Origin of the sequence: Stenotrophomonas sp. 704A1 (assembly GCF_030549525.1) — a bacterium.
Lineage (GTDB): Bacteria > Pseudomonadota > Gammaproteobacteria > Xanthomonadales > Xanthomonadaceae > Stenotrophomonas > Stenotrophomonas tuberculopleuritidis.
The window spans coordinates 1,429,747-1,448,483 of sequence record NZ_CP130831.1; the positions used below are offsets into that span (position 1 = coordinate 1,429,747).

The 18,737-nt window shown below is 67.3% G+C and carries 16 protein-coding genes; 3 read left to right on the plus strand and 13 right to left on the minus strand.

Annotated elements, in window-relative coordinates; genetic code table 11:
• Positions 1–151: 151 nt before the first annotated feature.
• Both Q5Z10_RS06620 and Q5Z10_RS06625 read right to left on the minus strand, forming a co-directional pair.
• Positions 152–1,054: a peptidylprolyl isomerase gene (locus Q5Z10_RS06620; RefSeq protein WP_303638457.1), complete on the minus strand. Its 903-nt coding sequence runs from the start codon at positions 1,052–1,054 to the stop codon at positions 152–154.
• An 81-nt stretch (positions 1,055–1,135) separates the two neighbouring features.
• Complete coding sequence (locus Q5Z10_RS06625; protein WP_303638458.1) at positions 1,136–1,591, minus strand: hypothetical protein; 456 nt, start codon at positions 1,589–1,591, stop codon at positions 1,136–1,138.
• A gap of 154 nt (positions 1,592–1,745) precedes the next feature.
• Here Q5Z10_RS06625 and Q5Z10_RS06630 point away from each other — a divergent pair, with 154 nt between their 5' ends.
• Together Q5Z10_RS06630 and Q5Z10_RS06635 are read left to right on the plus strand one after the other, a co-directional pair.
• Complete coding sequence (locus tag Q5Z10_RS06630; protein ID WP_004150914.1) at positions 1,746–2,111, plus strand: PadR family transcriptional regulator; 366 nt, start codon at positions 1,746–1,748, stop codon at positions 2,109–2,111.
• Positions 2,108–3,097 carry a sensor domain-containing protein gene (locus Q5Z10_RS06635; protein WP_303638459.1) on the plus strand — a complete coding sequence of 330 codons (990 nt, stop codon included), beginning with the start codon at positions 2,108–2,110 and terminating at the stop codon, positions 3,095–3,097. Before Q5Z10_RS06630 ends, Q5Z10_RS06635 begins: the two co-directional genes overlap by 4 nt.
• 73 nt (positions 3,098–3,170) lie before the next feature.
• Here Q5Z10_RS06635 and Q5Z10_RS06640 read toward each other — a convergent pair whose 3' ends face one another.
• A complete protein-coding gene (locus Q5Z10_RS06640; RefSeq protein WP_303638460.1) occupies positions 3,171–4,478 on the minus strand; it encodes a polyhydroxyalkanoate depolymerase in 1,308 nt (435 codons plus the stop codon).
• 86 nt (positions 4,479–4,564) lie between these two features.
• Positions 4,565–5,161: a class I SAM-dependent DNA methyltransferase gene (locus Q5Z10_RS06645; protein ID WP_303638461.1), complete on the minus strand. Its 597-nt coding sequence runs from the start codon at positions 5,159–5,161 to the stop codon at positions 4,565–4,567.
• Positions 5,162–5,310: 149 nt separating this feature from the next.
• On the opposite strand from Q5Z10_RS06645, the gene Q5Z10_RS06650 reads away from it, so the two are divergent.
• Positions 5,311–5,766 carry a CopD family protein gene (locus tag Q5Z10_RS06650; RefSeq protein WP_303638462.1) on the plus strand — a complete coding sequence of 152 codons (456 nt, stop codon included), beginning with the start codon at positions 5,311–5,313 and terminating at the stop codon, positions 5,764–5,766.
• A gap of 55 nt (positions 5,767–5,821) precedes the next feature.
• Here the strand turns inward: Q5Z10_RS06650 and Q5Z10_RS06655 are convergent, their stop codons facing one another.
• From Q5Z10_RS06655 to bamA, 9 genes are all read right to left on the minus strand, one after another.
• The gene (locus tag Q5Z10_RS06655; protein WP_303638463.1) at positions 5,822–6,781 is read right to left on the minus strand and encodes an acetyl-CoA carboxylase carboxyltransferase subunit alpha; all 960 of its coding nucleotides are present in this window, start codon (positions 6,779–6,781) and stop codon (positions 5,822–5,824) included.
• A 129-nt stretch (positions 6,782–6,910) separates the two neighbouring features.
• Positions 6,911–7,774, minus strand: a complete 864-nt coding sequence (locus Q5Z10_RS06660) for a hypothetical protein (protein WP_303638464.1) — start codon at positions 7,772–7,774, stop codon at positions 6,911–6,913.
• A 70-nt stretch (positions 7,775–7,844) separates the two neighbouring features.
• Positions 7,845–11,423: a DNA polymerase III subunit alpha gene (gene dnaE / locus Q5Z10_RS06665; RefSeq protein WP_303638465.1), complete on the minus strand. Its 3,579-nt coding sequence runs from the start codon at positions 11,421–11,423 to the stop codon at positions 7,845–7,847.
• A 276-nt stretch (positions 11,424–11,699) separates the two neighbouring features.
• Positions 11,700–12,371, minus strand: a complete 672-nt coding sequence (rnhB, locus tag Q5Z10_RS06670) for a ribonuclease HII (protein WP_303638466.1) — start codon at positions 12,369–12,371, stop codon at positions 11,700–11,702.
• On the minus strand, positions 12,368–13,570 hold the full coding sequence (gene lpxB / locus Q5Z10_RS06675; protein ID WP_303639149.1) for a lipid-A-disaccharide synthase: 1,203 nt from the start codon (positions 13,568–13,570) through the stop codon (positions 12,368–12,370). Before lpxB ends, rnhB begins: the two co-directional genes overlap by 4 nt.
• Before the next feature lie 53 nt (positions 13,571–13,623).
• Entirely contained in the window at positions 13,624–14,415 is a 792-nt protein-coding gene (gene lpxA, locus Q5Z10_RS06680) for an acyl-ACP--UDP-N-acetylglucosamine O-acyltransferase (RefSeq protein WP_303638467.1), read from the minus strand.
• Between the two features lie 19 nt (positions 14,416–14,434).
• Entirely contained in the window at positions 14,435–14,890 is a 456-nt protein-coding gene (fabZ, locus tag Q5Z10_RS06685; protein ID WP_303638468.1) for a 3-hydroxyacyl-ACP dehydratase FabZ, read from the minus strand.
• Complete coding sequence (gene lpxD / locus Q5Z10_RS06690; protein WP_303638469.1) at positions 14,887–15,909, minus strand: UDP-3-O-(3-hydroxymyristoyl)glucosamine N-acyltransferase; 1,023 nt, start codon at positions 15,907–15,909, stop codon at positions 14,887–14,889. The genes fabZ and lpxD overlap by 4 nt, the downstream gene beginning before the upstream one ends.
• Before the next feature lie 400 nt (positions 15,910–16,309).
• Positions 16,310–18,673, minus strand: coding sequence for an outer membrane protein assembly factor BamA (gene bamA, locus Q5Z10_RS06695; RefSeq protein WP_303638470.1), 2,364 nt, complete (start codon positions 18,671–18,673; stop codon positions 16,310–16,312).
• Positions 18,674–18,737 lie beyond the last annotated feature (64 nt).

An 18,737-nucleotide genomic window follows, 5' to 3' on the forward strand; every position in this document is an offset into this window, starting at 1 on the left:
GGTGCGCAGCATCGGCTCGCGGCTGGCGGAACGTTTCTTTTGGTTACTTTTCTTTGCGTACAAAGAAAAGTAACGCCCATGAACAGTGAAGCACCTTCAGCATGCGCCACGTACGGAACCCGCCGCAGCACCCGCCGGGCATGGCCCGGCGCTACCGCACCGGCACCGGAATATTGCACAGGTCGATATGCCCGGCCGGGCGCTTGTAGAAATCATCCACGCGGTTGCGCCGCGCTTCCACCGTATCGGCAAAGGTCTTCGAATCGGTGCGCAGCACCTGGATCGGTGTGCGTTCGGCCGCCGGCACGTCGCTGGCGCGGCGGATCGACACGATCGGCGTGCGCAGCGTCGGGTCTGCATAGAAGCCCATCGGCGCGGGTCCGCGCGGGATCGCGCTGAGCAGCTCCATGCCCTTCAGCACGCGGCCGACCAAGGTGATGTTGCGGTCCAGCTGGCGCGGCGACTGGCCGGTCACCACATAGAGTTCGGCGCCGATGCTGCTGTCTTCCTCGTTGCTGCGGCCGGCGCCGAGCATGCCGTAGCAGTGCGCCAGCCAGGCCTTGCCGGCCTGCGGGTCCTGGCCGACCGGGAAGCCATCGACGAAACCGGTCTGTGCCGCCCAGCCATCGCGATCCGGCAGCACGCTGACCTTCAGGCCGGCGCTGGCGCGTTCGAATTCGGCCGGCAGCTTGCGCGCGGCACTGCCGAACGGCTTGGCCTTGGCCGCGTCATCAGCGTCGGCATCACCGAACTGCACCACGAAGTTGTCCTGCGAACGGTAGATGCTGGTGCCGTCCCAGAAGTGCTCGTGGGCGAAGGTCCGGATGTTGGCGACATGGCGCGGGGCGAACTGCGGCGCCAGCTCGATGATCACCCGCCCGGCCGGCAGATCCATGTACAGCAGGTTGGCCGGGTCCGGGGTGCGCCAGTCGCTGGCCGTCGACGCCTCAAGAATCTGCTGCGGGCTGCGGTACGCGGTGGCCGCGCCGGCCACGGCGGGCAGCAGGCAGGACAGGGCGAGGGCGGTCAGGGCAAGGCGACGACGGTGCGGCATGGGGACCCCGGAACATGAACGAGGCTTCGATTCTGCGCGAGAGACGAGCACGATGTCATGTGCCCGAAAATGGGCACAGCATCATTTCGCCGTGCCATCGAAGTAGTTGTCGAGTGCTTCGCCGGCGCATTGCCCTTGCTCACGCGGTGTGGGCCTGGATTCGCAGGCCGCCAACGCGGGATGGATCGCTGCGTAGTCGACCACGACGTTCGCGGCAGGACGCTGCGCCGCGTGATAGCAGACCATTCCCCGGTACACCGAGTACACCGCTGGCTCGATCGGGCGCAGATCACTGAACACCTCCGCCACCGTTTCGCGTGCCATCGCCGCGTGCCATGCAGGATCGCTCTTCTCCGGCACGGCACGCGCCAGCACGGCGTGTCCTTCTTCGCCGCGCTGCCGTGCATCCAGGGCAAGCAGCGCAAAGGCGATCGACTCATGCGTGCCGTCGACGAAGTCGCACCCGGTCATGGCGTGCACGGGAGCGGCCACTGCAGTCAGCAGGAGAAGGGGAAGAAGGGCGATGGATGTCTTCATGACCAGGTTAAGGTTCCGTCAGGGGCTGGCGATTCTGACAGATGAACGGGGCGCCGTCCGGTGCATCGGGCACCAACCGGCAGAGTGACTAACGACACATTCGCTATACCGAACTTCGCACTACTGTGGACTTCAACGTAGTGGAGGGCCGGGCATGTCCGAAGACGACGTCCACCTGAAGAAATTCCAGAAGGAACTCAGCGCCGGAACGGTGTCGCTGGCCCTGCTGGCGGTGCTGGCCCGGGCCGGCGAGCCGCTGTACGGCTACCTGATCGCCAAGGAGCTGGAGCGTGTCGGCGAAGGCGTGCTGAGCGGCAAGCAGAGCGCGCTGTACCCGGTACTGCGCAACCTGGAAGGCGCCGGCCTGCTGGAAAGCCATGTGGAGCCGTCCAGCAGCGGGCCGCCGCGGCGCTACTACCGCATCAATGAACGTGGCCGCGAGGTGCTGGCGCAGTGGCGCCAGGCCTGGCAGGCCACCCGCGATTCCGTCGATTCCGTGTTGGAGGGGGTACCGCAATGAACGACCCGAGCCTGGCAGGCCGTGCCCTGCCGACCACCATCCCGCAGTACCTGGCGCAGCTGCGCGCGGCGCTGGACGGCGCCGATCCGGCGATGGTGCAGGACGCGCTGTACGACGCCGAGGAGTACCTGCGCTCGGAACTGGCGGCGCAGCCCGGCCGCAGCGAGGCCGAGGTGATCGCCGACGTCGCCGGCAGCTACGGTGCGCCGGACGAAGTGGCCGAGATCTACCGCGAGACCGAAGTGACGGTGAACCGCGCGCTGCGCACGCCGCGCGCGGATACCGCGCCGGTGCTGCGTGCGGCGGCCGAAGCCAGTGGTGTCGAGCCCGCTGCGCCGCCACCGGCTCCGGTGCAGCGCTCGCTGCTGGCGCGTTTCTTCGGCGTGGTGACCGATCCGCATACCTATGGCGCGCTGTTCTACATGCTGCTGTCGCTGGCCACCGGCATCTTCTTCTTCACCTGGGTGGTGACCGGCCTGTCACTGTCGCTGGGCCTGCTGATCCTGATCATCGGCATCCCGCTGACCGTGCTGTTCTTCGGCTCGGTGCGCGGGCTGGCGCTGCTGGAAGGGCGGCTGGTGGAAGCGCTGCTCGGCGAGCGCATGCCGCGTCGTCCGCGCTACACCGATCGCAGCCGCAGCTGGCTGCAGCGCATCGGCGACATGTTCACCGATGGCCGTACCTGGCTGACCCTGCTGTACTTCGTGCTGATGCTGCCGTTGGGCGTCATCTACTTCACCATCGCGGTGACGTTGCTGTCGCTGTCACTGAGCCTGATCTGGGCGCCGGTCGCGGCGATCTTCAGTGGTGACATCCCCGGCGTGTACATCAATGACGTGAACGTGCTGCCGATGGCGGCCTCGCCGCTGGTGGCGATCGCGGTGGCCGCAGTGGGGGCGCTGTTGCTGGTGCTGACCCTGCATCTGGCACGCGGCATCGGCAAGCTGCATGGCCTGATCGCCAAGAACCTGCTGGTGCGGCTGTAAGCCGGACGCCACGCGGTGGCAGGTGCCAACCCGGGTTGGCATCTACCAGGAACCTGCCGGCCAGCGGCCGGCATTACCCCGCCTTTCGGCGCAGCGGGGTGACGTTGCTCTTCTTCTTCGAGGCCTTCGCCGCCGGTGCTTCGGCGTGCGCGGCGAAGAAGTCGCGCACCTTCGGGTACACCACTTCGCGCCAGCGACGGCCGCTGAAGATGCCGTAGTGGCCGGCGCCTTCGACGATGAAATGCTCGCGGCGGTCAGCGCTGATGCCGGTACACAGCGCCTGCGCCGCTTCGGTCTGGCCGAGCCCGGCGATGTCGTCCAGCTCGCCTTCGATGCTCAGCAGCGCGGTATCGCGGATCGCCGAGGGATCCACCTTCTCGCCATTGACCACCCACTCGCCACGCGGCAGCAGGAAGTCCTGGAACACCACGGAAATGGTATCCAGGTAGTACTTGGCCGGCATGTCCAGCACGGCGTTGTACTCGTCGTAGAAGCGACGGTGCGCGTCGGCGTCTTCCAGGTCGCCCTTGACCAGGTCGGTATAGAAATCCCAGTGCGAACTGAAGTGGCGGCTGGGATTCATCGACAGGAAACCGGCGTGCTGCAGGAAGCCCGGGTACACGCGGCGACCGGCGCCGGGATAGCTGGCCGGCACGGTGTGGATGACGTTGTTCTCGAACCACGACAGCGGATTCTGCGTGGCCAGATTGTTGACTGCGGTCGGGCTGCAGCGCGCATCGATCGGGCCGCCCATCATCACCAGCGTGCGCGGGGTCGGCTCGCCACGGCTGGCCATCAGCGAAACCGCCGCCAGCACCGGCACCGTCGGCTGGCACACGCTCACCACATGCAGGCGCTCGACGCCGAGATGGCGGATGAATTCCTGGATGTAGGCGATGTAGTCGTCCAGGCCGAATTCGCCTTCGCTGGCCGGTACCATGCGCGCATCGACCCAGTCGGTCACATACACGCGGTGGTCGCGCAGCAGGGTGCGCACGGTATCGCGCAGCAGCGTGGCGTGGTGGCCGGACAACGGTGCCACCACCAGCACGAACGGCTGGTTGAGCATGGTGTGCAGCTGATCGGCTTCATTGCTGTGGCGCTTGAAGCGCAGCAGCTTGCAGAACGGCTTGCTCACTTCCTCGTGCACCACGATCGGCACGCGCTCGCCTTCGACGTCGATTTCGTTGATGCCCCATTCGGGCTTCTCGTAATCCTTGCCGATGCGGTGGAACAGCTCATTGACCGCCGCCAGGCGATCAGCGCCCGGCATCTGCGACCACCAGTGGCCCTGGTTGGCGAAGAACCTGGCGTTGGCCTGGGCCTGGTGCACCCAGGGGGCGAGCAGGTTGCGGGTCAGTTCGTGCAGTTGATAGAGCATGCCGACCGAATATGTATGGTCTTATGTTGCCGCGCAGCATAGCGCATCCGATCGTCCCGGACGTTAAGTGCCCGCCGCCCCCGCATTCAGCGGGCGGCCTGCTCCAGCGCGGCGGCCTCGCCGGCCAGCGCGGGGCCCAGCCACAGGTGCGAGCCGACCGCCTGCAGGCCCTGACGGCGCAGCTCACGCTGGTACCAGCGTGCCGGGCGCGACTGGAAGCCGTCCTGGTCGCCCTCGAAGGCGTCCTCGGCGGCAAAGGTCTCGAGGAAGGCGACGCCGCCGGTCAGTTCGGCCAGCCCGGCCAGCCCGGCGCGCAGTTCGCGCTGGGGCACGTAGTGCATCACATCCGAGCAGACCAGCAGGTCGACCGGGGCGCACGGCCGCAGCCAGGCAAAGTCGCCGAAGCGGGCCAGGTGCAGGTTGCGGGTCCGTCCGTAGCGGCGCACAGCGTACTCGCTGCTGTCGAAGCCAAGGTATTCGACCTTCGGACGCAGCTTCAGCAACGGTGCGCGCCAGGCACCTTCGCCGCAGCCGATGTCCAGCACGCTGCGGATCGGCCGCTCCAGGTAGTACTCGGCGCTGGCCACGGCCAAGGCAACCTTGCGCGCCAGGCGGGCGCTGCCGCCGACGTCGGCATGGCGGTACCAGCGCTGGAAGTAGGCGGCGTCGTAGGTCTTGTCCATGGGGCGGTGCGCGATCGGGGAAAACGGCGCCTATCGTAAGGTGTTGCGGCGCGCCATGCGTCGATGTGACGCGGCGCCGGTGCGTGCGGAGGCTTGGCCACGGCATGCGAGAATGGCCGCCAACCTACGCCAGCCGCCGGAGCGAGCGCATGCAGAGTTACTACTGGGTCAAGACCTTCCACATCGTGTTCGTGGTGGCGTGGATGGCCACGGTGTTCTATCTGCCGCGCATCCTGGTGAACCTGTCCGAGACGGCCGGGCAGCCGGCGGTGGGGGAGCGCCTGCAGCTGATGGGCCTGCGCCTGTACCGGTTCGGTCATTCGATGTTCGGCCTGGCGTTCCTGCTCGGCCTGGTGCTGTGGCTGGGCTACAAGGTCATTCCCGATTTCCCGACCATGGTCGCGCCGGGCGGCGCCGGCTGGCTGCATGCGAAGCTGGGGCTGGTGGTGCTGCTGCTGGTGTATTTCAGCTGGATGGGGCGCCTGCTCAAGGGCGTGGCCAAGGGCAGGGCGCTGCCGTCCGGGCGCGCGCTGCGCTGGATCAACGAACTGCCGCTGCTGGCGTTCATTCCGATCGTGTGGCTGGTGCTGGCCAAGCCGTTCTGACCAGGCCTCCCGCGCATCCACGCCATGCGTGGATGCGGTCCCGGTTCGCGGCCGCTTACGCGGCTTCGTAGGTGCCGTAGCTGCGCAGGCGCTTGTAGCGCTGCTCCAGCAGTTCCTCGGTGGACAGGGTGTCCAGCGCATCCAGCTCGTTCAGCAGCACGGCCTTCAGGCGCTTGGCCATCTGGGTCGGGTTGCGGTGGGCACCACCGGTCGGCTCGCGCACGACCTTGTCGACCAGGCCCAGGCTCTTCAGGCGCGGCGCGGTCAGCCCCAGCTGCTCGGCGGCATCCTTGGCCTTGCCGGCGTCCTTCCACAGGATCGAGGCGCAGCCTTCCGGGGTGATGGTCGAGTACACCGCATATTCCAGCATCACGGTGCGGTCGCCCACGCCCAGCGCCAGCGCACCGCCGGAGCCACCTTCGCCGATCACGGTGCAGATCACCGGCACCTTCAGCTCGGCCATCTCGATCAGGTTGCGGGCGATCGCTTCGGACTGGCCGCGCGATTCGGCATCGATGCCCGGCCAGGCGCCGGCGGTATCGATCAGGGTCAGCACCGGCAGGCCGAAGCGCTCGGCCATCTTCATCAGGCGCAGCGCCTTGCGGTAGCCCTCCGGCTTGGGCATGCCGAAGTTGCGCTTGATCTTTTCCTTGGTGTCGCGGCCCTTCTGGTGACCGATCACCATCACGGCGCGGCCGTTGATGCGGGCCAGCCCGCCCATGATCGCCTTGTCGTCGGCGAAGGCGCGGTCGCCGGCCAGTTCCTGGAACTCATCGCAGATGATGCGGATGTAGTCGGCGGTGTAGGGGCGCGACGGGTGGCGGGCCAGCTGCAGCACCTGCCAGGAGGTCAGGTTGCGGAAGATCTGCGCGGTACGCACGCGCAGCTTGTCCTGCAGCGCATGCACTTCGGCCTCGACATTGACCGCCGGCCCGGCACTGGCGTTGCGCAGTTCCTGGATCTTGGCTTCCAGGTCGGCGATGGGTTGCTCGAAGTCGAGGTAGTTCGGATTCATCGGAAGCCGTCGTGTAAAGAAGAGGGGAATTCTAGCCGAATGCGCAGGAACGGCCCGTACGCCTTCGTCTGGAAGGCGACGGTAGCGCAGTGAGGGCCGGCGGCGCCAGTCGGGCCGCCGGCCGCCGGTTCAGGGCAGGACCAGCGCGCTGCGGGCCATTTCGGTGCTGCGGATGGTCACGAAGTCGTTGTAGGCCTGGTTGGCGGCGACCGGCAGCTTGGCGCCCAGGGTCATGGTGGCCCGGGTGAAGGCCATCTGTGCCTGCACGTCCTCTTTGCGCAGGGCCTTCTGCTCGCTGGCCGTGGTGGCCTTCAGCCAGCGGGCATAGATGTCGCGCACCTGGCCGGCATGGGCCTCGAAGGCCGGGTCCAGCGCGGGCAGCGCCGGCGCCGGTTGCAGCGTGTAGCGGGGGGCCACGTAACCGGCCGGCTGCTCGCGCTTGTAGGCGCCGGGTTTGCCCATGCCGGCCTCGATGTAGGTAATGAACTCCGGCGCGGTAAAGATCTTGGTGCTGATCCGGCCGCCGGTCGAGTCCACGTGCGCAACCACCTGCTCTTCGGGGAACGGCTCGCGCACGCCGAAGTTCCAGGTCTTGTCGATGAACAGGCCATGGAACTTGTCGAACGGTCCCTTGAATTCCACCCCGCCCACGTCGATGCCCAGGCCGCTGACTCCGAAGTTCTTCAGCTTGTCCTCACCGGTGACGTAGATCTCGCGTGCGGTGATGTACTCGCTCAAGGTGGGATTGATCAGGCCGCCGCGGCTGTCGGCATACACGATGAAACGCACATCACCCAGGGCATCGGTGTGCAGGCGGTGTTCGCCGGGTGCAAGGCTGACCGGACGGGAAGCCTTCGCAGCCACCGGCATGTCCTTGCCATCGATGCTGATGGCCAGCGGCGTGTCGGTGGGGTTGTCGATCTCGAAATCGACCTTGGACGAACAGGCGGCCAGCGCCAGGGTGGCCAACAGCGGGAACAGCAGATTCTTCATGACAGGCAATCGTCCTTGACGTATGCAGCGGGGAAGCGGGAACAGACAGCAACCGGAAGGAGGGCCGGTCTCAATTGGCCCACGGCGGGCTGTAGCGCACCTTCAGCGTGCGCACGGCCGGGTCGGCGCGCAGTGCCTCCATCAGCTTGGAGTCGATGCGCACCGCGCTCTGCCCGGATACATCGAGCATGCCGGCGATGCCGCCCTGCGGGCCCTTCAGCAGCAGGTCCAGCCGCAGCGGCGTGCGCCCCGGGCGATGGCGGTCGAGCAGGGCATCGATGCGCTCCCACACCGGGCGCTGCTGGCGCAGATCCAGCCGCAGCGACAGGCGCGTGGCGTAGTTGGCGCAGACTTCGTCGAAGTCCCAGCACTGGCGGATGCGCAGCGCATAGCCACCGTTGAATTCGTCCTCGCGCAGCCCGCCCTTGACCACCAGGATGCGGTCCTTGGTCATCAGGTGGCCGAACTCGGCCATGGCATCGGAGAACGCGCTGCACTCGACGCGGCCACGGCCGTCCTCGAGCTGGATGAAGATCTGGCTTTCGCCCTTGCGGCGCACGCCCACCACCTGGCCGGCCAGCACGGTCTGCACTTCCGGCCGCCAGCGCTTCTCACCCCCGCCGCCGTTGCTGTTGGCGCTCCAGATCTTCTCCACCGCCCCCAGGTCGTTGCCGACCAGGTCGCGCACGTCGTCGCGCCACGGGTCGAAGGGATGTCCACTGAGGTAGAAGCCCAGCGTGTCGCGCTCGCCGTTCAGGCGCTGTAGCAACGGCCATTCGTCGGTTTCCGGCAGTTCCAGGTGGATCGCCTGCACGCCCGGCTCGGGACCGCCGAACAGCGAATTCTGGCCGGAGGCGCGCTCGCGTGCCATCTGCTCGGTGGCCTTGATCACTTCCGGCAGCTGCAGCATCAGCGAGGCGCGGTTGTGGCCCAGTTCGTCCAGCGCGCCACAGTTGATCATCGCTTCCAGCGTGCGCCGGTTGAGCTTGGCCGAGCCGATGCGGGTGCAGAAATCGAGCAGGTCGGTGTAGTCGCCGCCGCGCAGGCGTTCTTCGACCACCGCCTCGCAGGCGCCCTGGCCGACGCCCTTGATCGCGCCCAGGCCGTACTGGATGGTGTCCGGCGTTGCCGCTTCGAACATGAAGGCGGACTGGTTCACCTTCGGCGGCAGCACGGTCAGGCCGAGGTTGCGCACTTCGTCGAGGAAGCCGACCACCTTGTCGGTGTTGTCCATGTCCGACGACAGCGTGGCGGCCATGAACTCGGCCGGGTAATGGCGCTTGAGCCAGGCGGTCTGGTAGCTGACCAGCGCATAGGCGGCGGCGTGCGACTTGTTGAAGCCGTAGCCGGCGAACTTCTCCATCAGGTCGAAGATCTCGTCGGCCTTGGGGCCGTCGACGCCGCCCTTGGCCGCACCTTCGCGGAAGATCTCGCGGTGCTTGGCCATCTCGGCCGGCACCTTCTTGCCCATCGCGCGGCGCAGCAGGTCGGCGCCGCCCAGCGAGTAGCCGCCGACGATCTGCGCCATCTGCATCACCTGCTCCTGGTACACCATGATGCCGTAGGTGTCGCGCAGGATGCGCTCGGTGCGCGGGTCCGGATACTCCACGTCCTCGCGGCCGTGCTTGCGGTCGACGAAGGACGGAATCAGGTCCATCGGGCCGGGGCGGTACAGTGACACCAGCGCGATCAGGTCCTCGAACCGGTCGGGCTTGGCATCCTTCAGCAGGCGGCGCATGCCCGACGATTCGAACTGGAACACCGCACCGGTATTGCCCGAGGCGAAGATGTCCTTGTAGGTCGGCGCATCGTCCAGCGGCAGCTGGGTGATGTCCACCGGCGGAATGCCGGCGCGCGCATGGCGCTGGTTGATCGCCTTCACCGCCCAGTCGATGATGGTCAGGGTACGCAGGCCGAGGAAGTCGAACTTCACCAGGCCCACTTCTTCCACGTCGTTCTTGTCGAACTGGGTGACCGGGTTCTTGCCGCGCCCGTCTTCATCGTGTTCGGCAAACAGCGGGCAGAACTCGCTCAGGGGTTCCGGCGCGATGACCACGCCGCCGGCGTGCTTGCCGGCGTTGCGGGTCAGGTCCTCCAGCTGCCGCGCCAGATCGATCAGATCGCGGACGTCGTCCTCGCTCTGGTAGCGCTGGATCAGCTCGGGCGAGGCCATCTCGCTGTCCTTGCCTTCGCCCATCGCATCCTTCAGCGAAATGCCGAGGATGTTGGGAATCAGCTTGGCCACGCCATCGACCAGGCCATACGGGAAGCCCAGCACGCGACCGGAGTCGCGTACCACCGCCTTGGCCGCCATGGTGCCGTAGGTGATGATCTGGCTGACCCGCTCGCGGCCGTACTTGCGGGCGACGTAGTCGATGACCTCGTCGCGCCGGTCCATGCAGAAGTCGATGTCGAAGTCGGGCATCGACACGCGTTCCGGGTTGAGGAAGCGCTCGAACAGCAGGTTGTACGGCAGCGGGTCCAGATCGGTGATCTGCAGCGCCCAGGCCACCAGCGAGCCGGCACCGGAACCACGGCCCGGGCCGATCGGGATGCCCTGCGCCTTGCCCCACTGGATGAAGTCGGCCACGATCAGGAAGTAGCCGGGGAACCCCATCTTGATGATGGTGTCGAGCTCGAACTCCAGGCGGTCGCTGTAGTCCTGCGCGGTCATGCCGGCAGCGACCGGATTCTTCTCCAGGCGGGCGGCCAGGCCCTTGCGCGATTCGCTGCGGATCCAGCTGTCCAGCGTCTCGTCGTCGGGCACCGGATAGTCGGGCAGGAAGTAGGTGCCCAGCCGCATCTCGATGTTGCAGCGCTCGGCCAGCGCCAGCGTGTTGTCGATCGCATCGGGAATATCGGCGAACAGCGCGCACATCTCTTCGGCCGACTTCAGGTACTGCTGGTCGCTGTACTCGCGCGGGCGCTTGGGATCATCCAGCACGCGGCCGGTGGAGATGCACACGCGCGCTTCGTGCGCGCTGAAATCGGACGGCGACAGGAAGCGCACGTCGTTGCTGGCGATCACCGGCAGCCCGCGCTGGCCGGCGGCCATCAGCGCGAACTGGTTGAACGCTTCCTCGCCGTCGCGGCCGGTGCGGGTCAGTTCCAGGTGCAGGCCGTCGCCGAACACGCGCTGCCAGTCGGCCAGCTGCTGCTCGGCCAGCTCGTGCTTGCCGTCCAGTGCCAGGCGCCCGGCCAGGCTCTGCCGGCCGGCCAGCGCGAACAGGTTGGCATTGCCCGCCTTCAGCCAGTCCGGGTGGATGGCCACGCCGCCCTCGGCGCGATGGCCTTCCATCCATGCGCGGGTCAGCAGCCGTGACAGGCTCAGGTAGCCCTCGCGGTCCCGACACAGCAGGGTCATCCGCCACGGGTCCTGGCCTTCCTCGGCGATCATCACGTCGGCGCCGGCGATGGGCTTGATGCCTACGCCTTCGGCCGCCTTGTAGAACTTGACCAGGGCGAACAGGTTGTTGAGATCGGTGACCGCCAGCGCCGGCAGGCCGAGCTCGACCGAGCGCGACAGCAGGTTGGCCTGCTTGGCCTTCTTCGGGTCGGCCTGGTCCGGCTTGGCCGGCACGCGGATGGTCGAGTCCGCCAGCGAGAACTCGGTATGGACGTGGAGATGTACGAAGCGGGAGTTGGACATGCCGGACCAGGTTGGAGCGCGCGGGCCCCGGGTGCAGACGAGGGTTCGTCGCCGGGGTCGGGGAGGCGCTGGAATGCCCGGTCAGGGTAGCGAGGGCAGGGGGAGGCGACAAGGCTTGACGGTACGCGATATCGCATTCGCGCTATCGCTTCCCACGGTTCGCAGGCGAACCGCGGGCCCCGTCTCACCATGCTTCCAGACCCCCGCGCCCTTGGCGCGTCCCCCTGACTCAGGGGGACTCTTCCCCAGATGGGTCGCAGCCGCCGTTCAGGCGATTCAGGCCATCGCGATGTCGGCGGCCACAACCTGCGGCACTTCCAGGCACGCGCGCACCGGGGCGAAGCTGCGCCGGTGTTCGGCGCAGGGGCCGTGCTCGCGCAGCGCCGCCAGGTGGGCCGGGGTGCCGTAGCCCTTGTGCTGGTCGAATCCATAGTGCGGGTGGCGCGCGTGCACGTCCTGCATGTAGCGGTCGCGCGAGACCTTGGCCAGGATCGAGGCGGCCATGATCGCGCGGTCGATGCCATCGCCGCCGACCAGGGCCTGCGCCGGCAGCGCCAGGCCCTTGGGCACCACGTTGCCGTCGATGCGGGCGAAGCCGGCGACCTGCGCCACCGCCGCCACCACCTCGCGCATGCCCTGCAGGGTGGCCTGGTAGATGTTCAGGCGGTCGATCGTTTCCACGTCCACCAGCACCACGTGCCAGGCCAGGGCGCGGTCGAGGATGCGATCGAACAGCTGATCGCGGCGTGCCGCGGTCAGCTGCTTGGAGTCGTCCAGGCCGTTCAGCCGCGGCCGCTGCGGGCAGAACACCACCGCGGCCACGGCCACCGGGCCGGCCAGCGGGCCGCGACCGGCTTCGTCCACGCCGGCGATGCGGCGGCCGGGATCGATCACCGTGGCCGCGTCGAACAGGGCCAGGCTGGCGGCGGCCGCATCGCGCCGGCTCATGCGCGCTCCTGGCTGCGCATCAGCAGTTCGCCGACGGCGTCGGCGGCACGGGCCGAGGCATTGCGGCGCAGGCGCTCATGCAGGCGCTCATAGGTGCCCTGCAGGTCGGCCACCCGCTGCGGATGATCGAACCACTGCTGGATCGCGGCGGCGAGCTTTTCCGGGCTGCAGTCGTGCTGCATCAGTTCCGGCGCCAGATCCTGGCCGGCAAGGATGTTGGGCAGGGCGAAGCGGTCGACCTTGATCAGCCCCAGCGCCTTGACCAGCCGGTAGGTCAGTTCGGCCACGCGGTATCCGACCACCATCGGCCGTTTCACCAGCATCGCCTCCAGGGTCGCGGTGCCGGAGGCCAGCACCACCACGTCGGCGGCGATCATCGCGGTGCGCGCCTGCCCATCGAGCACGTGCGAGTAGGCCACCGGCAGCGCCGACCGTGACAGCTGTTCCTCGATCAGGCGGCGGCAGGCCGCGTTGGCCGCGGGCACCACCACGTGCAGGCCGGGAATGCGCTCGGACACCTGCCAGGCGGCCTCGAAGAACGCTTCGCCAAGCCGGGAGATCTCGCCCAGGCGGCTGCCCGGCAACACCGCCAGCACCTTGGCCGAGGCCGGCAGGCCGAGGTCGATCCGGGCCGCTTCGCGGTCGACGTGCAGCGGGATCTCATCGGCCATCGGGTGGCCGACGAAGCGTGCGTCGATGCCGTGCCGGGCGTAGATCGGCGGTTCCATCGGGAACAGGCACAGCACCAGGTCGGCACTGCTGCCGATCTTCTCCGCACGCTTCTCGCGCCACGCCCATACCGACGGGCTGACGTAGTGCACGGTGCGCACGCCGCGCTGCTTCAGCCAGCGCTCGATGCCCAGGTTGAAGTCCGGGGCATCGATGCCGATGAACACGTCCGGCTGCCATTCCAGCGCGCGCTGGCGGAACGCCGAACGCAGCGTGAGCAGGCGCGGCAGGTGGCGCAAGACTTCGGTCAGGCCCATCACCGCCAGTTCGCTGGCATCGTGCCAGGTCTGGCAGCCGGCACTGCGCATCGCGTCGCCGCCGATGCCGGCGAACTCGGCATGCGGGAAGCGCGCCTTCAGTTCGCGCACCAGGCCTGCACCGAGCAGATCGCCGGAAGCCTCGCCGGCCACCAGCGCGATCCGCAGCGGGCGCTCGCTGAGCACGCGCTGCGCGGGGACGCTGCCGGCCATCGAGGCCAGCGCGATCACATCGGCGCCGGCCGACGCCTGGCCGGTCGTGCTGCTCATCGCAGCAGGTGCCTCTCGGTGTGCTCGATGAAGTCGAGCATGGACTTCACGTCGTCGCTGGCGCGCGCCTGCTCGGCCAGCTGGGTCTTGGCCTCGGCCAGCGGCAGGCCGGCCACGTACAGCGTGCGGTAGGCGCGCTTGATGGCGGCGATGCGTTCGGCATCGAAGCCGCGGCGCTTCAGCCCTTCGCTGTTGATGCCGCGCGGGCGGCCCAGCGAATCGGTGCCGACCATGGTGAACGGTGGCACATCGCCATTGGTCAGCGCCCCCATGCCGAGGAACGCGTGCGCACCGATGCGGCAGAACTGGTGGGCACCGGCAAAGCCGCTGATGATCACGTAGTCGCCCACGGTCACATGCCCGGCCAGCGTGGTGTTGTTGGAGAACACGCAGAAGTTGCCGACGTGGCAGTCGTGCGCCACATGCGTGTAGGCCAGCATCCAGTTGTCATCGCCGATGGTGGTGATGCCGCCGCCACCGCCGGTGCCGCGGTTGAGGGTGACGAATTCGCGGAACACGTTGCGGTCGCCGATCACCAGTTCGGTGCGTTCGCCGGCGAACTTCTTGTCCTGCGGCTCGCCGCCCACCGCGACGTGGCCGATGAAGCGGTTGTCGCGGCCGATCCGGGTCGGGCCATGGATGCTGCAGTGTGAGCCGATCTCGGTGCCGGCGCCGATCTCGACGTCCGGCCCGATGATGGTGAACGCGCCCACGCGGACGTCGTCAGCCAGGCGGGCCGACGGATCGATCACGGCGGTGGGGTGGATCAATGCGGCGTTGTCGCTCATCTTGCTCCTCCGGCCAGGGTCATTCGCGGGTGCCGGCGCACAGCACCTCGGCGCAGGCGACGACGTCGCCGTCGACCTTGGCCACGCAGTCGTACACGGCCATGTTGCGGATCACGCGCTTGATTTCCACGTGCATTTCCAGCACGTCGCCCGGCACCACCTGCCGGGTGAACCGGGCCTTGTCGACCTTGACCATGTAGAACAGCTTGGACTGGGCGTCGCGGCCCAGGGTCAGCTGGGTCAGCACGCCACCGGCCTGGGCCATCGCTTCGATGATCAGCACACCGGGCATGATCGGCTGGCCCGGGAAGTGGCCCTGGAAGAACGGTTCGTTGATGCTGACGTTCTTGGTCGCGACGATGGTGCGCTTTTCGTAGTCGATCGACACCACCTTGTCCACGAGCAGGAACGGGTAGCGGTGCGGAAGCAGCGTCTGGATCTGCGCCATGTCCGGCAGGGTCTGGGGCTGGCTCATTCTTTCTCCTTGCTCACAGACAGGATGCGACGGGCCAGTGCATCCAGCTGCTTGAAGCGCGCGGCATTCTTGCGCCACGTGCGGTTGTCGGTCAGTGGGGTGCCGGAGGAATATTCGCCCGGCTCGGTGATGGAGTTGCGGACCACCGACTTGCCGGTGATCACGACCTTGTCGCAGATTTCGAGGTGGCCGACCACGCCGACCGCGCCGCCCAGCAGGCAGTAACGGCCGATCTTGGCACTGCCGGCAATGCCGGTGCAGCCGGCGATGGCCGAGTGGGCGCCGATCTGCACGTTGTGCGCGATCTGCACCAGGTTGTCCAGGCGGACGTCTTCGGCCAGCACGGTGTCTTCCAGCGCGCCGCGGTCGACGCAGGTGTTGGCGCCGATCTCGCAGTCGTCGCCGATGCGCACGCCCCCCAGCTGCGGCACCTTGATCCACTTGCCGGCGTCCATCGCCAGGCCGAAGCCATCGGCGCCGAGCACGGCACCGGGGTGGATGCGCACGCGCTTGCCCAGCTTGACGCGGGTGACCAGGGTGACGCGTGCGATCAGTTCGCAGCCGCTGTCGAGGGTGCAGTCCTCGCCGATGATGCTGCCGGCGCCGATGATGCAGTTCTCGCCGACCACGCTGCGCGCACCGATGGTGACGAACGGGCCGATGTGGGCGCTGGCGGCGACCTGGGCCTGCGGGTCGATCACCGCGCTGGGGTGGATGCCCGGCGGGCGGGTCGGGGCGATGTCGAACAGCGCGCCGATCTTGGCGAAGGTGGTGTAGGGGTCCTTGGCCACCAGCGCGGTGCCGGGAGCTGCGTCGGCATCCTCGGCGCGCAGCACCACGATGCCGGCGTGGCTGTCGGCCAGCTGGGCGCGGTAGCGCGGATTGGCAAGGAAGGTCAGCTGGCCGGCACCGGCATGGGCGAGGGTGGCCACGCCATGGATGGCCGTGGTCGGATCGCCATGGACCTGCAGGCCGAACTGGTCGGCGAGTTGCTGGGCGGTGTAGGTAGGAGTATTCACGGCGGGAGTTTAACGTGTGACGCCATTCCGGTCATGCGGGAGCAGAAGCAGGCGCCTGGCTGATACGTGGGGGAGGCGGCGGGTGGCCCTGGTCAGGACACGCAAAAGCCCCTCCATGGTGCTCGATGGCGCCATCCCTGGCGCCAACGGTCCTGCCCAGGGCCACCCGCCGCCTCTCGACACGTCCCTGCAGGCGGCCAGCATTCGAAGCCTCTGTAGAGTCGAGCCATGCTCGGCTCACCGCGTGTGAACGCGGCAACGAAAACGAAAACGCCGGGCAGAGCCCGGCGCTTCGCAACCCGTCTGGTGGAGAGCCCCCCTTCTGTCAAGGGGGGCGCGCCGACGGCGCGGGGGATAGGTGGAATGCGTGTGCAGTTCTGGCGAACCGCGACGCGGTTCGTCAGAACTGCCCGCCGAAGGTGAACTGCAGGCGTTCGATCTCGTCGCCGTCCTTCTTCTTCAGCGGGAACGCATAGCTGATCGAGATCGGGCCGACCGGGGCGCGCCACAGCAGGGCCACACCGGTGGACACGCGCAGCTCGTTGGCCTTGAAGTTGTCGGTACCGTTGTAGACGTTGCCGAAATCGACGAAGGCCGACACGCGCGCCGACGGGCTGTCGAACAGGCGCGGGAAATAGGCTTCGACCGAACCGACGGTCTTCAGCGAACCACCCAGCGGCTGGCCGTCGGGGTAACCGGTGGTGACTTCACGCGGGCCGAGGGTGTTGTCCTCGAAGCCGCGCACCGAGTTGGTGCCGCCGGCGTAGAAGTTCTCGTAGAACGGCAGGCCCGAGGCGGTGACCGAACGCAGGTTGCCGTCCTTGTCCGGCACCATCGCGGTCTTGTCGTTGCCGTAGCTGTCGCCGTAGCCGATTTCCGCACGGGTGTTGATCACCAGCGAGGGAATGATCGGCCAGTACTTGGAGATCTGGTAGTTCAGCTTGTAGTACTCGACGGTCGAACCCGGCAGGGTGGTCTCCAGGCCCACACGCTGGTAGGTACCGCGGGTCGGCATGAAGTAGTCGTTGCGCGAGTCACGGGCCCAGCCCAGTTCGGTACGCCAGGAGTGGAACGTGCGGCGGCCGATCACGTTGATGTAATCGATGATCGACTGCGGCGTCGCACCCGGGTAGGTGGTGATCTGGTTGCTGTCGATGCCGAACATCAGCGAGACGGTATCGGTCTCGGTCAGCGGCACGCCGAACACCACCTGCGCCGAACCATTGGTGCTGTTGTACTGCGCGGTGTTGAAGTCGGAGTAGTCCAGTTCGCGCCAGGACAGGTTGTAGCCCAGCGAGACACCGTCGTCGGTGAAGTACGGGTTGGTGTAGCTGAAGCCGTAGCGCTGCAGGTAGCTGCTGCGCGAGGCTTCGACCGACACGCGGTTGCCGCCGCCGAGGAAGTTGTTCTGCGACAGCTGCACCGAGGTGGTCATGCCGTAGGACTGCGAGTAGCCCAGGCCGAACACGAAGCTGCCGGAGGTGGTTTCCTTGACGTTGTAGACCACGTCGACCTGGTCGTTGCTGCCGCTGACCGCCGGGGTTTCCACGTCCACGGACTCGAAGTAGCCCAGGCGCTGCAGGCGGATCTTGGAACGGTCGATGGCGGCCTGCGAGTACCAGCTGTTCTCGAACTGGCGCATTTCGCGACGCATCACTTCGTCGGAGGTGCGGGTGTTGCCCTTGAAGATGATGCGGCGAACGCTGACGCGCGGGCCCGGCACGACCTGCATGTTGACCGCCACGGTCTGCTCGGCACGGTTGGTGGTCGGAATCGGGTTCACCTTGGCGAAGGCGTAGCCGATGTTGGACAGCGAATTGGTGATCGAGTCGGAGCTGAATTCCAGCAGCGCACGCGAGAACGTGTCGCCGGACTTCTGCACGACCATGCGCTCGACGTCTTCCTGCGGCAGGATCGTGTCGCCGCTGACCTTGATCTCGGAGATCTTGTACTGGTCACCCTCGGTCACGCCGGCGGTGATGAACATGTCGCGCTTGTCGGGGCTGATCGACACCTGGGTGGAATCGATGCTGAAATCGACGTAGCCGCGGTCCAGGTACCAGGAATTGAGCTTTTCCAGGTCGCCGGACAGCTTTTCCTTCGAGTACTGGTCGTCACGGCGGTACCACGACGCCCAGTTGTGTTCCTTCGACTCCCAGATGTCCAGGATGTCCTGGCTGTCGAACTTCTCGGTGCCGACCAGGTTGACGTGGCGGATCTTGGCCGCCTTGCCTTCCTTGATCGCGATGGCGATGTCCACCCGGTTGCGGTCCAGCGGGCTGACCGTGGGGGTGATGTCGACGGTGTACTTGCCGCGGTCGTTGTACTGGCGGCGCAGTTCCTGGGTCACCCGGTCCAGGCTCAGGCGGTCGAAGGTGCCGCCCTCGGTCAGGCCGATGTCGGACAGGCCCTTCAGCAGCTGGTCGGACTTGATGTCCTTGTTGCCGGTGACGGTCAGCTTGTTGATCGCCGGGCGTTCCTTCACGGTCACCACCAGGATGCTGCCCTGGCGGTCGAGCTGGACGTCTTCGAAGAAGCCGGTCTTGTACAGGGCGCGGATGGTTTCGCCGACCTTGCTGTCGGTGACGGTCTCGCCACGCTCGACCGGCAGGTAGGTGAACACCGTACCCGAGCTGATGCGCTGCAGGCCGTCGACGCGGATGTCGCTGACAGTGAAGGGCTCGGCTGCCTGGGCCAGGGCGGGAGCGCCGGTGACGGCGGCGAGGGCGAGGGCCAGCAGGCGGCGATTGGGGAGTCGCGTCATGTCACGTCCGGTAGGAAGGTCGATTTCATTGGTGCGGGATGCCGACGCTGTAGACGGCAACAAC